The sequence below is a fragment of the Pseudomonas sp. MDT1-85 genome (assembly GCF_054898065.1).
This window is the reverse complement of the sequence record NZ_CM142715.1, coordinates 1318763-1334164: the sequence shown is the minus strand read 5'-3', so window position 1 is coordinate 1334164 and position 15402 is coordinate 1318763. Positions and strand designations below refer to the sequence as shown.

Genomic DNA, 15402 nt, shown 5'->3' with positions numbered 1-15402 from the left:
TAAATACAGTGGTCAAAACAGACAACTAATGTGAAGGCATGTGAGGTGGTGAATGGCCGTCGAAGTGGTATACCGCAGCAGCCGAGATCTGGAGCGCTTGTTCATGGATAAAGCCGAAGCTGACCGTCATGACAAAATGCTCGAACTGGCCGAATTGCTGGCTGAAGTGTTGCAAAAAGCCGTTCCGTCCCTGACCGAACAGCAAGTGGAAGAAGCCGGGATTTACATGGCGAAGAACCGTGACGTATTCGCCAAGGCATTCAAGAGCCAGCCGGACGCACTGTCCGAACTGCTGAATGCACCCGCCGAAGCCATTGAACCTGTTGAAGCAGCTGCACCTGTTGCTGCACCTGTTGAAGTGACGGACGCTGAGCCGACCAAGCCAGCCAAAGCCGCCAAGACACCAAACTAAGCAATGCCCGAATTGAATAGGCTCTGAGTCAAATGGCTCAGGGCCTTTTTCATGCCTGCGGGAAACCTGAATCTAGGGTTGCTCCAGCGCCTCGACCAACGCTTTGAAGAACCGCGCCGCCTCGCCGCCGGTGACCACGCGATGATCGAAGGTCAGGGACAGCGGCAAAATCGGGTGCACCACCACCGCTCCTTCGACCGCCACCGGTTCATCGCGGATCACCCCGGCGGCGAGGATCGCCACTTGCGGCGGCACCACCACCGGGTTGGCGTAGCGGCCGAACAAGGTGCCGAAGTTCGACAGGGTCAGGGTCGCGCCCATCATTTCCTGGGGCGGGATCGAGCGCGCCTGCACGTCGGCCCGCAGACGCATGACGCCTTCCTTCAAATCCGCCGCCGTGCGCTGACCGACATCGCGCAGCACCGGCACGAACAAGCCGTCCGGCGTATCCACGGCAATGCCCAGGTCGAGCCGTTCGTGTTGTTTGAGCGCCAGGGTTTTGCCATCGAAAGCGCTGTTGAGCACCGGCTCCACGGCGCAGGCGGCCGCCATCGCCTTGGCCAGACGAATCAGCGGTTCTCGCGCCTGCCCCCAGCGATGCAGATCGGCATCACCGAAAATCGTCACCGGCACCACTTCGGCATGGGACCTGGCCATGTTCAGTGCCATGCTGCGTCGCACACCGCGCAGCTTCTCGCCGCCGAAGCGTTCGCGTTCGGTCTGGGCCGAGTTTTCCACGTCACTGCGGGTGATCTGGCCGTCCTGGCCGGAGCCCGTCAAGCTGCTCAGTTCAACGCCGAGTTGCCGAGCCAGTTGACGCACCGCCGGCGTAGCACGGTTCGCCAGGTGCTCACGAGTCGAAGGCGCAGCGCCGATAAAAAATGCATCCTCCTGATTCGTGCCGCCGCCCTCAAGCCGCCCGACCACAGTGCCCGCATCCGCTTCGCCTTCGTAACCGAGCAAAGGCTCACCCACATGAAGGATGTCGCCTTCGCCACCAAACGTTTTCGCCACCACGCCGTCGTAAGGCGCGGGAATGTCCACCAGCGCCTTGGCGGTTTCCACCGACACCAGCAGTTGGTCGGCCTTGACGGTATCGCCGACCTTGACGTGCCAGCGGACGATTTCCGCTTCCTGCAAGCCTTCGCCCAGATCCGGCAGTTTGAAATATTTCATCGCAACCTCCTCTGTCAGGCGTGGTGCAGCACGATGTCACAAGCATGAAGAATGTCTTCGACGCCGGGCATGTACAGCGATTCCAGTCGATACAGCGGCGGCGGGATGTCTGGCGCGGTGACTCGCTGGATCGGTGCCTGCAACTCCAGAAATACCCGTTCGTAGAGGCTGGCGGCGATTTCCGCGCCGACCCCGCAGGAGCGCGGCGCTTCATGCACGATCACGCAACGACCGGTCTTGCGCACCGAGGCTTCCATCGTGTCGAGGTCCAGCGGTTTGATACTGGCGACATCGATCACTTCCGCCGAGACGCCCTGCTCGGCCAGTTGCGTGGCGGCTTGCAGGGTTTCCATCACGCTGGCGCCCCAACTGATCAAGGTAATGTCGCTGCCTTCACGCAGGGTGAAACAGCTGTCCAGCGGCAGGCGTTTGCCGTCGTCCAGCAGCGGTTGCGGATTCATTCGATAGAGTCGGGTTGGTTCGAGAAACACCACCGGATCCGGGTCGTCGATGGCCGCGAGCAACAAGCCATAAGCCCGGGCCGGCGAGGACGGGATCACCACCCGCAGCCCCGGAATATGCGCGAACAGGGCTTCAGTGCTTTCGCTGTGATGCTCCGGCGCGCGAATCCCTGCGCCCATGGGCGTGCGCATCACCATCGGGCAGGTGATCCGCCCGCGCGTGCGGTTGCGCATGCGGCTGGCGTGAGACACAAGGTGCTCCATGGTGGCGTAGATGAAGCCCATGAACTGAATTTCCACCACCGGTTTCAGGCCTTGGGCCGCCATGCCCACCACCAGCCCGCCGAGCATGGTTTCGGCCAGCGGCGAATCGATCACCCGCTTGAAACCAAAGCTGTCGCGCAGGCCCAGCGTGGCGCGGAACACGCCACCGTTCACCCCGACGTCTTCACCGAGGACGATGACGTTTTCGTCTTCACTCATGGCCCGATGCAACGCCAGATTCACCGCTTCCAGCAGCGTCACCTTACCGTTACTCATGGCCCGAACCTCCCGTCCGGCGCGCCACCCGTTCGAGAAATTCTTCGCGCTGTTCGGCCAGGGCTTGCGGCCACTGGGCGTAGACATGATCGATCACCGATTCCGGCGCCTGCAGGCCCGCCGCTTCGAAGTTATCCACAGCGCCCTGCACCAAGCCTTGGCATTCGCTGATCAGTGCCTGTTCGCGCCCCTCGTCCCACACGCCTTGCCCGGCCATGAAACGTTGCAGGCGTTTGATCGGTTCCTCGAGCCAGGCCTGCTTGACCTCGTCCGCCGAGCGGTAGCGCGTGGCATCGTCGGCGGTGGTGTGATCGCCGAGGCGATAGCTCAGGCATTCGAGTAACGCCGGGCCTTTGCCGTGGCGTGCCCGTTCGAGGGCCGCTTGCACGCGGTCGTAAACGGCGAGCATGTCATTGCCGTCGACTTGCTCGCCGTGGAAGCCGGCGCCAATGGCTTTCTGCGCCAAGGTGGGAGCGCCGCACTGAATGCGTCGCGGCACCGAGATCGCCCATTGGTTGTTGTTGATCACAAACACCACCGGCAACTGCCAGGCGCCAGCAACGTTGAGGGCTTCGAGGAAATCACCTTTGCTGGTTCCGCCGTCGCCGCAAGTAGTGACAGCGACCCGGTGCTCGCCACGGATTTTGAAGGCGCTGGCGACGCCGCAGGCATGCAGGGCCTGGGTGGCAATCGGCACACAGATCGGGAAATCCTCAGCGACCGCCGGGTCGGCAAAGTCGCTGCCACGCTCATCGCCGCCCCAATACAAAAGGATTTCTTCCATGCGCACGCCGCGCATCAATTGCACGGCGGTGTCGCGGTAATACGGGATCAGTACGTCTTCGGCGTGCATCAGGCTGCCGACCGCGACACCAATGGCTTCCTGGCCCAAGGTCGGCGCATAAGTGCCGATGCGCCCGGTGCGTTGCAGGGCGACAGCTTTCTGATCGAAAAGGCGGGTCAGGACCATCTGCCGATACAGGCGCGTCAGCAGATTGAAGTCGTCGGCCCAGGAGGGAAGATTGCCGAGCAACTGGCCATCAGGTGATAGAAATCGGGTGTAAGGCAGCTCAACCTTGTGAGGCATCACAGGGCTCCTGGCACGCGTGAGTCGGCGTGCATTTGTCAGGCCCCACGTTTGTGGCGCAGGGCTTGGGGAGCAATGGCCGGATAGACTCTCACTCCTTTCAAACTTTTCACCGGTATAGCATCACCGGTACAGCACTTTCTCCGCCAACTCATCCGCCACCCGGGCCGGAGAACGCTTTTCCGCTTGGGCATGGGCGAAGACTTCGGTCAGCCGTGAACTGATTTTCGACAGGTGCGCGGTGATGGTCGTCAGCTCTTCCCCGCGGTGTTTGAGCGACACGTAGATCAGCCCGCCGGCATTGATCACGTAATCGGGCGCATACAAAATGCCCCGGCGCTCTAGCTGATCGGCGATTTCCAGATGGATCAGTTGGTTGTTTGCCGAACCTGCGACCGCCGCGCAGCGCAGTTGCGACACGCTGTTGCTGTTAAGCACCCCGCCCAGGCCGCAGGGCGCGAGTATGTCGCACGGTGTGCTGAGCAGTGCATCGTTGGCGATCGGATGAGCGCCCAACTGCTCCATGGCCAACTGCACTTTGCCGTGATCGATGTCGCTGACCAACAGTTCGGCGCCGGCTGCGTGTAGCTGTTCAGCCAAGGCATAACCGACATTGCCCAAGCCCTGAATCGCGATTCGCAAGCCTTCGAGATTATCGCTGCCCAAGCGGGCCATGGCGGTGCTGCGAATGCCGGCGAATACGCCCATGGCGGCGTGCGGTGCAGGGTCGCCCGCGGCGGTGGTGCTGGTGACGAATTGCGTCTGTTGGGCGATGCAATCCATGTCTGCCACCGAGGTGCCGGCGTCGATGGCGGTGATGTAGCGACCGTCGAGTTCGTTAATGCAGTGCCCGAAGGCTTCAAATAGCGCGGCGCGGTTTTCCACATGGGCCGGACGAAGAATCACCGCAACGCCACCGCCTTGAGCCAGGCCGGCAAGGGCCGCCTTGTAACTCATGCCTTGGGCGAGGCGCACAGCATCCTCGATCGCGGCTTCATCGCTGGGGTAAGCAAGGTAACGACACCCACCCAAGGCAGGTCCCAGGCGGCTGTTGTGGATGGCAATCACCGCCTTCAACCCGGTGACCGGATCGACGCTCAGGTGCAGCGATTCAAGGCGAGTGCTTTGCATGAGAGCGAACATCGTAGGGCTCCCGAATCACTTCTTGTAGTCGCCAGTATAGGCTTGCGCACAAAAATTGCAGAAGCGCGCCGGAATAAGCGACGCGGCTTTGAACGCTTTCGGACATAACCTGTTACCGCCTGTGTGCAGCACTGGACGAAAGCCTGTGACGGGGCTAAAACGAGGCATTCCCCGGAGATTTTGATGACCCCGCGCCAACGTTTTTTCGACTGTCTGCAACGATCACCGCCCGCGCTGTTCGAGGCGGCGCTGTGGATGGCCGTCGAACACGATAAAGAGCTGAATCCCGAGACCGTACTGGCGGGCTTCAAGGACCTGCAACAGCGGGTCAGCTATGGGTTGCCGATGCTCCCGGTGAGCGAATTGGCCCAACCGTTGTTGCGGCGACTGAATGACCTGGGGTTCGCGCAGGACGACTCCACGCCCTTGCGTCCGCAAGTGGCGTTACTCAATAAAGTGCTGGAACGTCGGCGGGGGCAACCGCTGGTGCTGGGCCTGATTGCGCTGGAACTGGCCAGACGGCTGGAGATTCCCATGGTCGGGGTCAACTTTCCCGGGCATTTCCTGCTGCGGGTGCAAGGCGCCGATCACCTGCTCGACCCGTGCGGCGGGCGACGGCTGTACCCCAATGATTGCCGCGAACTGCTGCAACGCCAGTACGGCCCGAACATGAAGCTCGGCGCCGAGCATTTACTGACCGCTGAACCGGTGCAGATGCTGCAGCGGCTGTCGCGCAACCTGCGCCAGTTGTACCTCACGAACGATGACTACATCGACGCCCTGATCGACGCCGAGCGCGTGCTTGAACTGGGCAATGCCAGCGCCTCCGACTATCTGGCCCGGGCCAGCCTTTATCAACGACTGGACTGTCCGAATGCCGAGCGCTTTGACCTGGAGCATGCCCTGCTGCTCAGCGACGACCCGATCCAGCGGATTCGCCTGACTGAACGGCTGGGGCACCTACCGCCGAATTCCATCGTCCATTAATCACCGCCCTTTTGTAGGAGCGAGGCTTGCCCGCGAACCAGCCGCCTCGGTCCATCAGGAACACCGCGTTGTCGTTCTTCGCGGGCAAGCCTCGCTCCTACAGGGATCGGTGTAAGGTTTTACGGGGTATCGGGCTGGTTCGCCGGATGGGCCAGGAAGAAGGCTGGGTGTGTCGCCGCCAATGCCGCCACTCGACGAATTCGCGGGTAGGCCTCAAGGGAAATATCGAAGCGCTCGGCCGCATACAACTGCGGGATCAAATAGACATCCGCCAGCCCCGGTTGATCGCCAAAGCAATAACCGGTGTCACCGATCAATTGCTCCACCGTCCCCAGCCCTTGGCTGATCCAGTGACCGATCCACTCCACCACCTGCGGCTCATCGTGCCCCAACTGCCGAAGCTTGTTGAGCACGCTGACGTTGTGCAGCGGATGCACATCGCAACCGATCACCGCCGCCAAGCCACGCTCATGAGCGCGGGCAGCGAGGTCTTTGGACAGCAACGGCACCTGTGGATAACGTTCTTCCAGGTACTCGATGATCGCCGGTGACTGGATCAGCAATTCGCCTTCGTCGGTGCGCAAGGCGGGCACCCGGCCTTGGGGATTGATGCCCAGATACGTTGGCTGCCGATGTTCGCCACCTTGCGGCGCGATCAGGTTGATTGGCAGCGCCTGGTAATCCAGGCCCTTCAACGCCAACGCGATACGCACCCGGTAAGACGAGGTCGAACGGTAGTAGGTATAGAGTTCCATGACCCGATCCTCTTAGCGCGCTGGCAGCACTTTGCCGCGGCATTCGCCGAAACCGATGGAAGCAAAACCTTCGCGACTGCAACGCGCGCGCAGAATGATTTCGTCGCCGTCCTCAAGGAATTTACGCACCTCGCCCGACGCCAGTTCGATCGGCTTTTTACCGCCCTCGGTGATTTCCAGCAGGCTGCCGAACTGACCGTTTTCAGGGCCGGACAACGTGCCCGAACCGAACAGATCTCCGGCCTGCAACTGGCAGCCGTTGACGCTGTGGTGCGCAACCAGTTGTGCAACGGTCCAGTACATGTGTTGGGTGTTGCTGAGGGTCAGGCGATGGGCTGGCAGATTTTGCTCGCGCATCGATTCGGTCGTCAGCAGCACTTCGAGTTCGATGTCGAAGGCTCCGCCGGCCTGATCACGTTTGTCGAACAGGTACGGCAACGGCTGCGGATCACCTTCCGGGCGCGCAGGCTGGGCACGACGGAACGGCTCCAGCGCTTCGGCCGTCACTACCCACGGCGAAATGCTGGTGATGAAACTCTTGGACAGGAACGGACCCAGCGGCTGGTATTCCCAGGCCTGGATGTCCCGCGCCGACCAGTCGTTGAGCAGGCAGAAACCGGCGATGTGATCGGCGGCGTCACCGATGGCAATGGAGTCGCCCATCGCGTTGCCTTGACCAATCCAGATACCCAGTTCCAGTTCATAGTCCAGACGTGCGCAAGGGCCAAATGTCGGCTCGGTCTGGCCGGCCGGCAGGGTCTGGCCTTTCGGACGGCGAACGTCAGTGCCGGACGGGCGAATGGTCGAGGCACGGCCGTGGTAACCGATCGGCACGTACTTGTAGTTCGGCAGCAATGGGTTATCCGGACGGAACAGTTTGCCGACATTCTGCGCATGCTCGATGCCGACGTAGAAGTCGGTGTAGTCGTTGATCTTCGCCGGCAGGTGCATTTCGCAATCCGCCGCCAGCGGCAGCAGTTTTGCGCCTTGGGCTTCGATCTTGCCGTGCAGGGTGCTGCCTTCGGCAAACAGTTCCAGCAGACGTTCGCGCAAAGCGACGCGAGCCTCGCGGCCCAACTCGAAGAACGCATTCAACTGGCCGCCACGGGTGGCTTCGACTGCTCTCTTCGCAATGCCATCGAACAGGCCAGCCTCCAGGGCCGCTTCCAGATCAAAGATGTGGTCGCCGATCGCCACGCCACTGCGCGGCGCGGCGCCCTTCACGCTGAACACGCCTAACGGCAGGTTTTGCAACGGAAAATCCGCGTGGCCGTTGGCGGAGGCTACCCAGCTACGAGTGATGGAAGTCTGAGTCATGGGTTATCTCCGGGTCGGGTCGAAAGTGGCGGGCAACGTGGCCCAGCAGGCGTCGTAATTGTTTTGCAGTTGCGGGCAATCCAGGGCAAATCGGCTCGGGCGCAACACTTGGCTGGTCTCAAACATGAAGGCCATGGTGTTATCGATTTTCGCCGGTGCCAGCTCAGCGTTGATCGCCTTGGTGCAGGTATCGCCGTCGGGGCCGTGAGCGCTCATGCAGCTGTGCAACGACGCACCGCCAGGCACGAAGCCTTCGGCCTTGGCATCATATTCACCGTGGATCAGGCCCATGAACTCGTTCATCAGGTTGCGATGGAACCACGGCGGCCGGAAGGTGTTCTCGGCCACCATCCAGCGCGGCGGGAAGATCACGAAGTCGAGGTTGGCCAGACCGTGCACGCTGGTTGGCGAGGTCAGGACGGTAAAGATCGACGGGTCCGGGTGATCGAAACTGACCGTGCCGAGGGTGTTGAAACGGCGCAGATCATATTTGTACGGCACGTTATTGCCGTGCCAGGCCACCACGTTCAGCGGCGAATGATTGAGTTCGGTGGCCCACAACTGGCCGAGGAATTTCTGTACCAGCGTGGTCGGTTGTTGCAGGTTTTCGTAGGCGGCGACCGGGGTCAGGAAATCGCGCGGATTAGCCAGACCGTTGCTGCCTATCGGCCCCAGATCCGGCAAGCGCAGCGGCGCGCCATGGTTCTCGGCGACGTAACCGCGCGCTTGCGGGTCGAGCAATTCGACACGGAATTTCAGACCGCGCGGCAGCACAACGATTTCCAGCGGCGCGACTTCCAGCGCACCCAGTTCGGTGACGATACGCAAACGGCCAAGTTGCGGCACCAGCAGCATTTCGCCGTCGGCATTGAAGAACACGCGCTCCATCGAACGGTTGGCAGCGTAGTTGTAAATACTGATCCCGGCCGGCTTCTCAGAAGCGGAGTTGGCAGCCATGCTCACCAGACCGTCGATGAAATCAGTCGGTTCGTCTGGAATCTCCAGCGGATTCCAGCGCAGACGATTGGGGGTCACTTCACCCAACGGCCCGCCTGCCAGTTGCCGCTCCAGTTTGACGAACGCCGGGTGATTGGCCGACGGCTGAATCCGATACATCCAGGTACGCCGCGCTTCACTGCGGGACATGGTGAACGCGGTGCCGGAAAACAATTCGGTGTAGAGGCCATATGGGGCTTTTTGCGGGGAGTTCTGGCCGACGGGCAGCGCGCCGGGCAACGCCTCAGAGCTGAACTCGTTGCCGAAACCGGACTGGTAAGCCAGCGTCGACGCGGTTGAATCGAGATTCATGGAGCCTCCTGAACAGGGAGTCGGCAATGGCCCATCGCTCTGGTTCAGAGGTTTCGGCACGCCGGGGTTGTTATTATCGTAATTCGATTACGCATAACGTAATTTGCTCGCTATCCAGCGTCAAGCTATAAAGACGTCCATTCGATTCGGAACCGCCAGCACCATGGAAAAAACCAGCGACAGCAACGGCAAACAGAAAGTCCGCTCCGCCGAAGTCGGCACCGACATCCTCAAGGCCTTGGCCGAGTTGTCGCCCTCGACTTCGCTGTCGCGACTGGCCGAACATGTGCAGATGCCAGCGAGCAAGGTGCATCGCTATCTGCAAGCGTTGATCGCTTCGGGTTTTGCCGAACAGAACGCCGCCACCAACCATTACGGCCTCGGCCGTGAAGCACTGCGCGTGGGCCTGGCCGCACTCAACAGTATGGACGTGTTGAAAGTCGCCGCCCTGCCGTTGGCCGAGTTGCGCGACGAACTCAACGAAACCTGTTTCCTCGCGGTATGGGGCAATCAGGGCGCAACCGTGGTGCACATCGAACCGGCGGTGCGCGCGGTGACGGTGGTGACGCAATTGGGCTCGGTGCTGCCGCTGCTCAGTTCATCCACAGGGCTGGTGTTCAGCGCTTATCTGCCGCATCGGGAAACCGATGAATTGCGTGAGCAGGAAATCACCGTTGCGGATCATCCGCTGAGGGACGAGAAAGCTTACGCAACATTGTCTGAACAGATCCGCGAACGGGGTCTGCATCATGTACACGGCTTGTTGATGCCAGGCGTGGATGCCCTGTCGGCGCCAGTGTTCAACGCCGTCGGGCAGATCGCCGCCGTGCTGACCATCGTTGGCCCCACCTCGTTGTTCCACGCCGACGAAAACGGCCCGGCGGCGCAGCGTTTGTTGGCTGCGACGCGGGCCGTGAGTTGGCGGATGGGATACGATATCCAGCGTGTCTTACCCTAGTCAGCGACGGGTACGGATTACAGCAAAATTGTTGCGCTGTCCCCTGCCGGCTCCTCCTTCAGGATGTCTTCCAGTAATTCCAGAAGGCGATCATGGCCGAGGGTTTGACCGGTGGCCGACCCAATCAGACCAACAATGGTCTTGCTGTCACCGATCAGCTGAATCAACGTTTTCTGAGCCTGAGTGGCTTCTTTACCGCCCGGCACCAGATCAATCAGGTCCAGCAAAGCATCTTTAAAGTTGTTGAACGCGGTTTCACGGTCGCCATATCGATAAGCTTCGGCCCCATCAAGCACATTTTTGGTGATCTGCACCACAGACAGCGCCAACCCGACCGGTGGGATGACCAGGCTAACGGCGCTGGCGGCCAATACCGCCGCGTCATACACCAGTTTAGAGATGATTTCCCTCAGACTGGTGGTTTGTGCGTCCACATTGGAAATGATCCTTTCGATGCGCTCGTTGTAACTCGACCGCAGCGATAACACCCGACTGTTCAACGCAAGTTCTGGAAGACTTTCAGAAATGTTGGTGTATTCAACATTATTGATGAAAGTCCCCATGATTGGCTGATCGACGTACTTGACACGTCCGTAGAAGTACTGACCCAAGCCATTTTCCCTGATCGACGCGAAGAACTGACTCATCGGGCGAAAGTTGATTCCGTCAGGCGATCCAGGCGTGTAGAGAATCTCAGTGATTTTGCCGCTCTGGACCAATCTGAACACGTAGACGCCTTCGACCAGGCATCTTTTCACATAAAACTTGAAAACTGCATTGTACTGAACGTTACTGGCGGCTTCGCCATAAGGAGGAAACGACGAAGCAGGCTCTTTAGCAAACCCTTGAACCAAATCATAAAGCTGACCGGCAATATCCCTGGCCAATTCGCCGGCATAAAAACTGGACAGTACCGCGCGATACATTTCCGTTTGTCGAGTCTTGAAGTGTACTTCTCGTCTTAGTTGGTAATCCCGGTGTTGTTCGTTCAGATAATCGCCACGCAGCATGGCGATGTATTTCTCTCCCGGACGCAAAGTCCGCGACCAACTTGCCAACTGACGTATATCCAGATTGCGTAGAGCCGGATGTTCTGCACTTGGGCGAAACCGTGGATAAGCGCCAGTAATCTCGCCGTAGCGCTCTTGTACGTAAAATGAAATTTCCTTGATAACCAGTTGTGTCAGCGAAAGCGTTTCACTTGCACTCAAATCGATGAAGATCTTGTCCGGGTTAACCTGTACGGTTTCACCAAATGTTTTTAACAGGTCTTCAACCTGACGTTTTATGAGGTCGTAGCAAAAGCTTTCATAATTGATGATGCCGGCTTCGCGGGTGCCTACAGTATATAACGCTCGCAGTTCGGTATTCAGCCGGGCGTAATGCTGGCGCCATTCGTATGGCCCACTTCGATAAGCTGCAGGATGGACGAGATTGTCTTGCGCCAGATCCCATGCAATCTGGTGAGAAATCCATCCAGCAAAAACACCTCCGACCGCCACGGGCCACTCGGGAAATGTTGCCCCCTTCCAGGCGCTGGGGAGTTGCCGCAACGTTGCCGCATACTTGGTCAAAGCGGCTCTCTCTGCAGGCCGTGTCTGCGCACTGAGGTAGGCAAGTCCCTGTGCAGAAACAAACCAGCCGGCCACCTGGAACTCAAGTTCGCGAGTATTGGGGAACTGATGCCAGTCACGGCCACCAGGAGATCCCGGTGCGTACAAGACACAGCTGCCATAAGGATTGGATTTTTGCAGATAAACAGTCAGATCCCGAAAACCGAAACGGTACTGATTTATCTGAAAGGCAGAGGCCGAAACACTCGGGTCTCCTTGCATGAAGCGCTCGACCATGGCCAAGCCCGGCTGACCGATATGCCTCTGCAAGTTGGCAGAACACAGGCTGAATGCGAGGCGAGCAGCATAAGCCTCGATAAAGGCCATACGCACTGGCGAACTATTGAGAATAGTCTGACGCGTCTGTGCATAGTCCGAGCGAATATTGACACTTTCCAGCCAGTTTTCTACCAGCCACTGACTCATACCCGAAGGAACCTGTCCCTCGAATATTAATTCAGCTCGTTGGTAGCGATCATGTAATCCGAACAGCGCCAGTTCGCCAAGCGTACGTTTGTCCTCTTGAACCAAGGAGCGCTGGCCGACGTCCAATTTAAAACGGGAAGTTACTTTAATAAAATCTGGATCGACCGAAACGCCCAGCGCACTGTTAACCCAATCTCTGGCACGCGCCCGACCGTAAGCTTTCAGCGAGGCGGCTTCGCCAAGCAATTGATCACGCGAAATTTCCTTGGCGACCATATCACGCTGGAGATCCTTATAAAGTTGTTGCTCTTGCTGACCGACTGCTGACAACCAGGTTGGCATAACGGCTACAGCGCTATTTTCATTATCCATGTGCAACTCCTATTTCATCACTAACAAAATGACACGCGTCATTTATCAAGATAAAAAGTTATCGCACATTCACTCAGAGCAATAACGAAAATCCATTACTTAACATTTGAAAATATTATAAAACATCTCCAAAAACCCAAAGCAAAACTTTAAAAGGCACTTCCAGAAATCATTAAAACTACAAATAAAAGCCGAGCAATTTTGCCTTCGCAACCGCCTGAGTTCGTCGCACCACCCCTAATTTCCCATGTATACGTCTCGCGTGAGTTTTAACGGTGTGCAGGGATATGAAAAGTTGATCGGCAATCTGTTTGTTGGAGTAACCTTTGGCAATCAGGCGCAATACCTCCACTTCGCGCTCACTGAGCAAGCGGTTGGCATGCAACTGGGAAGACAGCTGAGTACCAAAACCGTTTTCGTTTATCTGCAAGAGTGCCGGCTGGCGTAATCTCGACTCAAACAATGCTTGCTGCAGACCGTGCTGATTGACCAGTTCAAGGCCGCGCTGCAAATAACTTCGCACCAACTCAGGGTTGCTCTCTGACAGAGCAACCTCGGCCAACGCCAACTGCAGTGCGGTTTCCAATGCGACCATTCTGCAGCTTTGCGCGGTTTCCAGCAGACGTCGCAAGCGCGCCATTGGATCGCGAGCCGTGTGCATGCCAACTTGCGCGAGGATCAGCAGATATTCAACTCGGGGGATCAGCTCCAGCGTTGCTGGTGGCGCCTGCAATGCATCTGCACCCTGATAGTGGCGCAACAGACGCATCATTGCTTCGCAGGCCAAGTCGGCGCGTCCCTGCTGCAACCAGACAAGACTACTGACCTGCAGCAGGACGCCGCGATAAACCGTGTCTGGAATGTGTCGCTGCTGCATCAGTCGCTCAGCATCGCGCAGCCATACGAACGCCTTTTCGTAATCGGTCTGATTCGTCGCCAGTTGCGCCTGTCCCAAATACCCATACAGGGCACGTTTGTCATGGTTGCGCCTGCAATCATCCAGGCCGGACTGGAAGAATTCCGCTGCCGATGCATCCAGTCCCCGACTCAACGCAAGACGTCCCCGCCGCAGCGCGATCCTTCCACGCATCGGTGTCAGCCGGATCGACTGTCGACTGAGCAAATCGTCGACGCCGGCCAAGAGACTCTCTGCCCGACACACCGCGCCGCGCTGTTCCAGCAACTGGGCATGGTCAAGCTCAAGCAGTGCCTCAAACACCAGCGAGCCTTGCGCGCGCGCCAGACAAAGTGCTTGCCGGTTGATGGCGTGTGCGACGTCGAGTTCGCCTTTCAACAGCGCTTGTTGAGTCAACCCCGACAAACACATCACCCGAGCGATCCGGTTGTCGACATCGAGTTTTTCCAGCGCCTCGGTGAAGTGTGCGTGCGCGCAAGCCATGCGCCCTTCCAGATGAAGTAACCAGCCATTGAGCGTTTGCCAACGTGCAATCAGTTGCCGTTGCAGCGCCAGGGAAGGTTGAGGCATGAATCGCGAGAACTGCGCGATGCATTCTCGGGCCTGCTCGAAGCGCCCGGCGAAGAGCAGCGCGGCCGTCATCAACCCGACCAGATGTGGTGTACTGATGGTCAGTCCCTCGGCATGCCGTTCATGCAAGCGCAACAGCAACACCACGGTCTGCTCTTCGAACAATTGCTCGAAGCAGAAATGCTGCAACAAGCTCACCGCCGTTTCGTATTCCTCGGCAAGCACCGCTTGTTCAAACGCGCAACGCCAGTCCTGTCTGGCAGCAAACCACTGACAGGCCCGGCGATGCCATGAACGGCCAGCGGGCCAGGGTTCGATTTGCGTCACGTGCGACAGCGGCGCAAAGACTTGCCACCAGTCGACTGATTCCTGCCAAGGTTCGATAAAGCAGCCGAGCATCTGTAACGTGTGCAAACTCTGTGCGCCCTCCCCGGCGCCGAACAGGTACTCGCATAATTGCGCATTGAAGCGCGGCAGGTGCGCGAGAACCCGCCAGATCTCCGCCAGCTCGGGCGTGAGACCGCTGAACAGTTCGTGCCGCAAGTAGTCCTGCAGGGTGTCCACTCGCTGCTGCGATGGCTGGTTCTGCGACCAATCACACTTTTGCAGCAGGACCATGCGCACGCCGGCGCACCATCCGGCAGTGCGCTGGAAGATCCGTGTGGCCACACTGCCAGCGTGCTCCGGTGGCAAGTGGTGCAACGCCCGAGCGATCTCCTGCTGGGTCAGCGCCAATGTTGCGCTCTCGCATTCGTACAACGCATCATCGAGCAGCAGTCGTGGCCAATTGCATGGCGGACGTCGACGCGAGCTGATCCACCAGACAAGTGCCGGGCCGCTGAACGCCAGCATTCGATCAAGCAAGGCATCCAGTGCCGGATCGGGTTGTCGGCAGTAATCGTCAAGAAACAGCCAGGTCGGCATCGACCAGCGCGTCAAGGCAGTGATAATCGAGGATTCGGTGGTTTCGTCCAGGCCGAGCGTTCGCGCCAGTCGCTGGCAAAATTCATCGACGCTCAAGGCGCCACCCGCCAAGGACAGCCAATGCACCACGCAATGCGTCGGGGCCTGCGAAAGACACTCGGTAAGCAGCGCGGTTTTTCCGCTTCCAGCAGGCGCACAAATCAGCCTGACCCGTGCGGTCGATGCCAGCAGCGGCTCGCTCAGTCGGCTACGTGACTGATGATGGGAAGAAAGCCTGGACAAAAATCCGGGTCGATCCAGGCACGGAGTCATGGCAGTCATCGGGTGAGCCTTTTTATAATTGTCCGGCCACCCTAGCCCTCTCCAGCCCGCTTGTTGAGAAGTATTCAGGACGCTGATCGGCGCCCATAAAAAAGGCGACACGCAGGTCGCCTCTC

Annotated in this window: 11 protein-coding genes and 1 pseudogene; 3 read left to right on the top strand and 9 right to left on the bottom strand. The window is 59.0% G+C overall.

The annotated features are described in order from the left end of the window. Positions 1-52 precede the first annotated feature (52 nt). A pseudogene (locus ACYZT2_RS05915) lies at positions 53-307 on the top strand (YebG family protein); the annotation flags it as partial. A 177-nt stretch (positions 308-484) separates the two neighbouring features. Here ACYZT2_RS05915 and ACYZT2_RS05910 read toward each other — a convergent pair. The 4 genes from ACYZT2_RS05910 to ACYZT2_RS05895 form a co-directional block, all read right to left on the bottom strand. Next, positions 485-1588: a dihydrolipoamide acetyltransferase family protein gene (locus tag ACYZT2_RS05910; protein ID WP_461970901.1), complete on the bottom strand. Its 1104-nt coding sequence runs from the start codon at positions 1586-1588 to the stop codon at positions 485-487. A gap of 14 nt (positions 1589-1602) precedes the next feature. After that, complete coding sequence (locus ACYZT2_RS05905; protein ID WP_461970899.1) at positions 1603-2589, bottom strand: alpha-ketoacid dehydrogenase subunit beta; 987 nt, start codon at positions 2587-2589, stop codon at positions 1603-1605. Then, complete coding sequence (gene pdhA / locus ACYZT2_RS05900) at positions 2582-3676, bottom strand: pyruvate dehydrogenase (acetyl-transferring) E1 component subunit alpha (protein ID WP_461970897.1); 1095 nt, start codon at positions 3674-3676, stop codon at positions 2582-2584. The genes ACYZT2_RS05905 and pdhA overlap by 8 nt, the downstream gene beginning before the upstream one ends. A 123-nt stretch (positions 3677-3799) precedes the next feature. Next, positions 3800-4819: a Glu/Leu/Phe/Val dehydrogenase family protein gene (locus tag ACYZT2_RS05895; RefSeq protein WP_461970895.1), complete on the bottom strand. Its 1020-nt coding sequence runs from the start codon at positions 4817-4819 to the stop codon at positions 3800-3802. 183 nt (positions 4820-5002) lie between these two features. Here ACYZT2_RS05895 and ACYZT2_RS05890 point away from each other — a divergent pair, with 183 nt between their 5' ends. Continuing rightward, positions 5003-5806, top strand: a complete 804-nt coding sequence (locus ACYZT2_RS05890) for a SirB1 family protein (protein ID WP_461970893.1) — start codon at positions 5003-5005, stop codon at positions 5804-5806. Between the two features lie 119 nt (positions 5807-5925). On the opposite strand, the gene maiA is transcribed toward ACYZT2_RS05890, so the two are convergent. The 3 genes from maiA to hmgA are packed head-to-tail and all read right to left on the bottom strand — an operon-like array spanning position 5926 to position 9186. Beyond that, positions 5926-6561, bottom strand: a complete 636-nt coding sequence (gene maiA / locus ACYZT2_RS05885) for a maleylacetoacetate isomerase (protein ID WP_461970891.1) — start codon at positions 6559-6561, stop codon at positions 5926-5928. Positions 6562-6573: 12 nt separating this feature from the next. Beyond that, a complete protein-coding gene (fahA, locus tag ACYZT2_RS05880; RefSeq protein WP_461970889.1) occupies positions 6574-7878 on the bottom strand; it encodes a fumarylacetoacetase in 1305 nt (434 codons plus the stop codon). 3 nt (positions 7879-7881) lie between these two features. Further along, positions 7882-9186, bottom strand: a complete 1305-nt coding sequence (hmgA, locus tag ACYZT2_RS05875; RefSeq protein ID WP_461970887.1) for a homogentisate 1,2-dioxygenase — start codon at positions 9184-9186, stop codon at positions 7882-7884. Between the two features lie 163 nt (positions 9187-9349). On the opposite strand from hmgA, the gene ACYZT2_RS05870 reads away from it, so the two are divergent. Next, positions 9350-10144 carry an IclR family transcriptional regulator gene (locus tag ACYZT2_RS05870; protein ID WP_461970885.1) on the top strand — a complete coding sequence of 265 codons (795 nt, stop codon included), beginning with the start codon at positions 9350-9352 and terminating at the stop codon, positions 10142-10144. Between the two features lie 17 nt (positions 10145-10161). Here ACYZT2_RS05870 and ACYZT2_RS05865 read toward each other — a convergent pair whose 3' ends face one another. Then, positions 10162-12555 carry a dermonecrotic toxin domain-containing protein gene (locus ACYZT2_RS05865; RefSeq protein WP_461970883.1) on the bottom strand — a complete coding sequence of 798 codons (2394 nt, stop codon included), beginning with the start codon at positions 12553-12555 and terminating at the stop codon, positions 10162-10164. A 178-nt stretch (positions 12556-12733) separates the two neighbouring features. Further along, positions 12734-15286 carry a LuxR C-terminal-related transcriptional regulator gene (locus tag ACYZT2_RS05860; RefSeq protein WP_461970881.1) on the bottom strand — a complete coding sequence of 851 codons (2553 nt, stop codon included), beginning with the start codon at positions 15284-15286 and terminating at the stop codon, positions 12734-12736. Between the last annotated feature and the right edge of the window lie 116 nt (positions 15287-15402).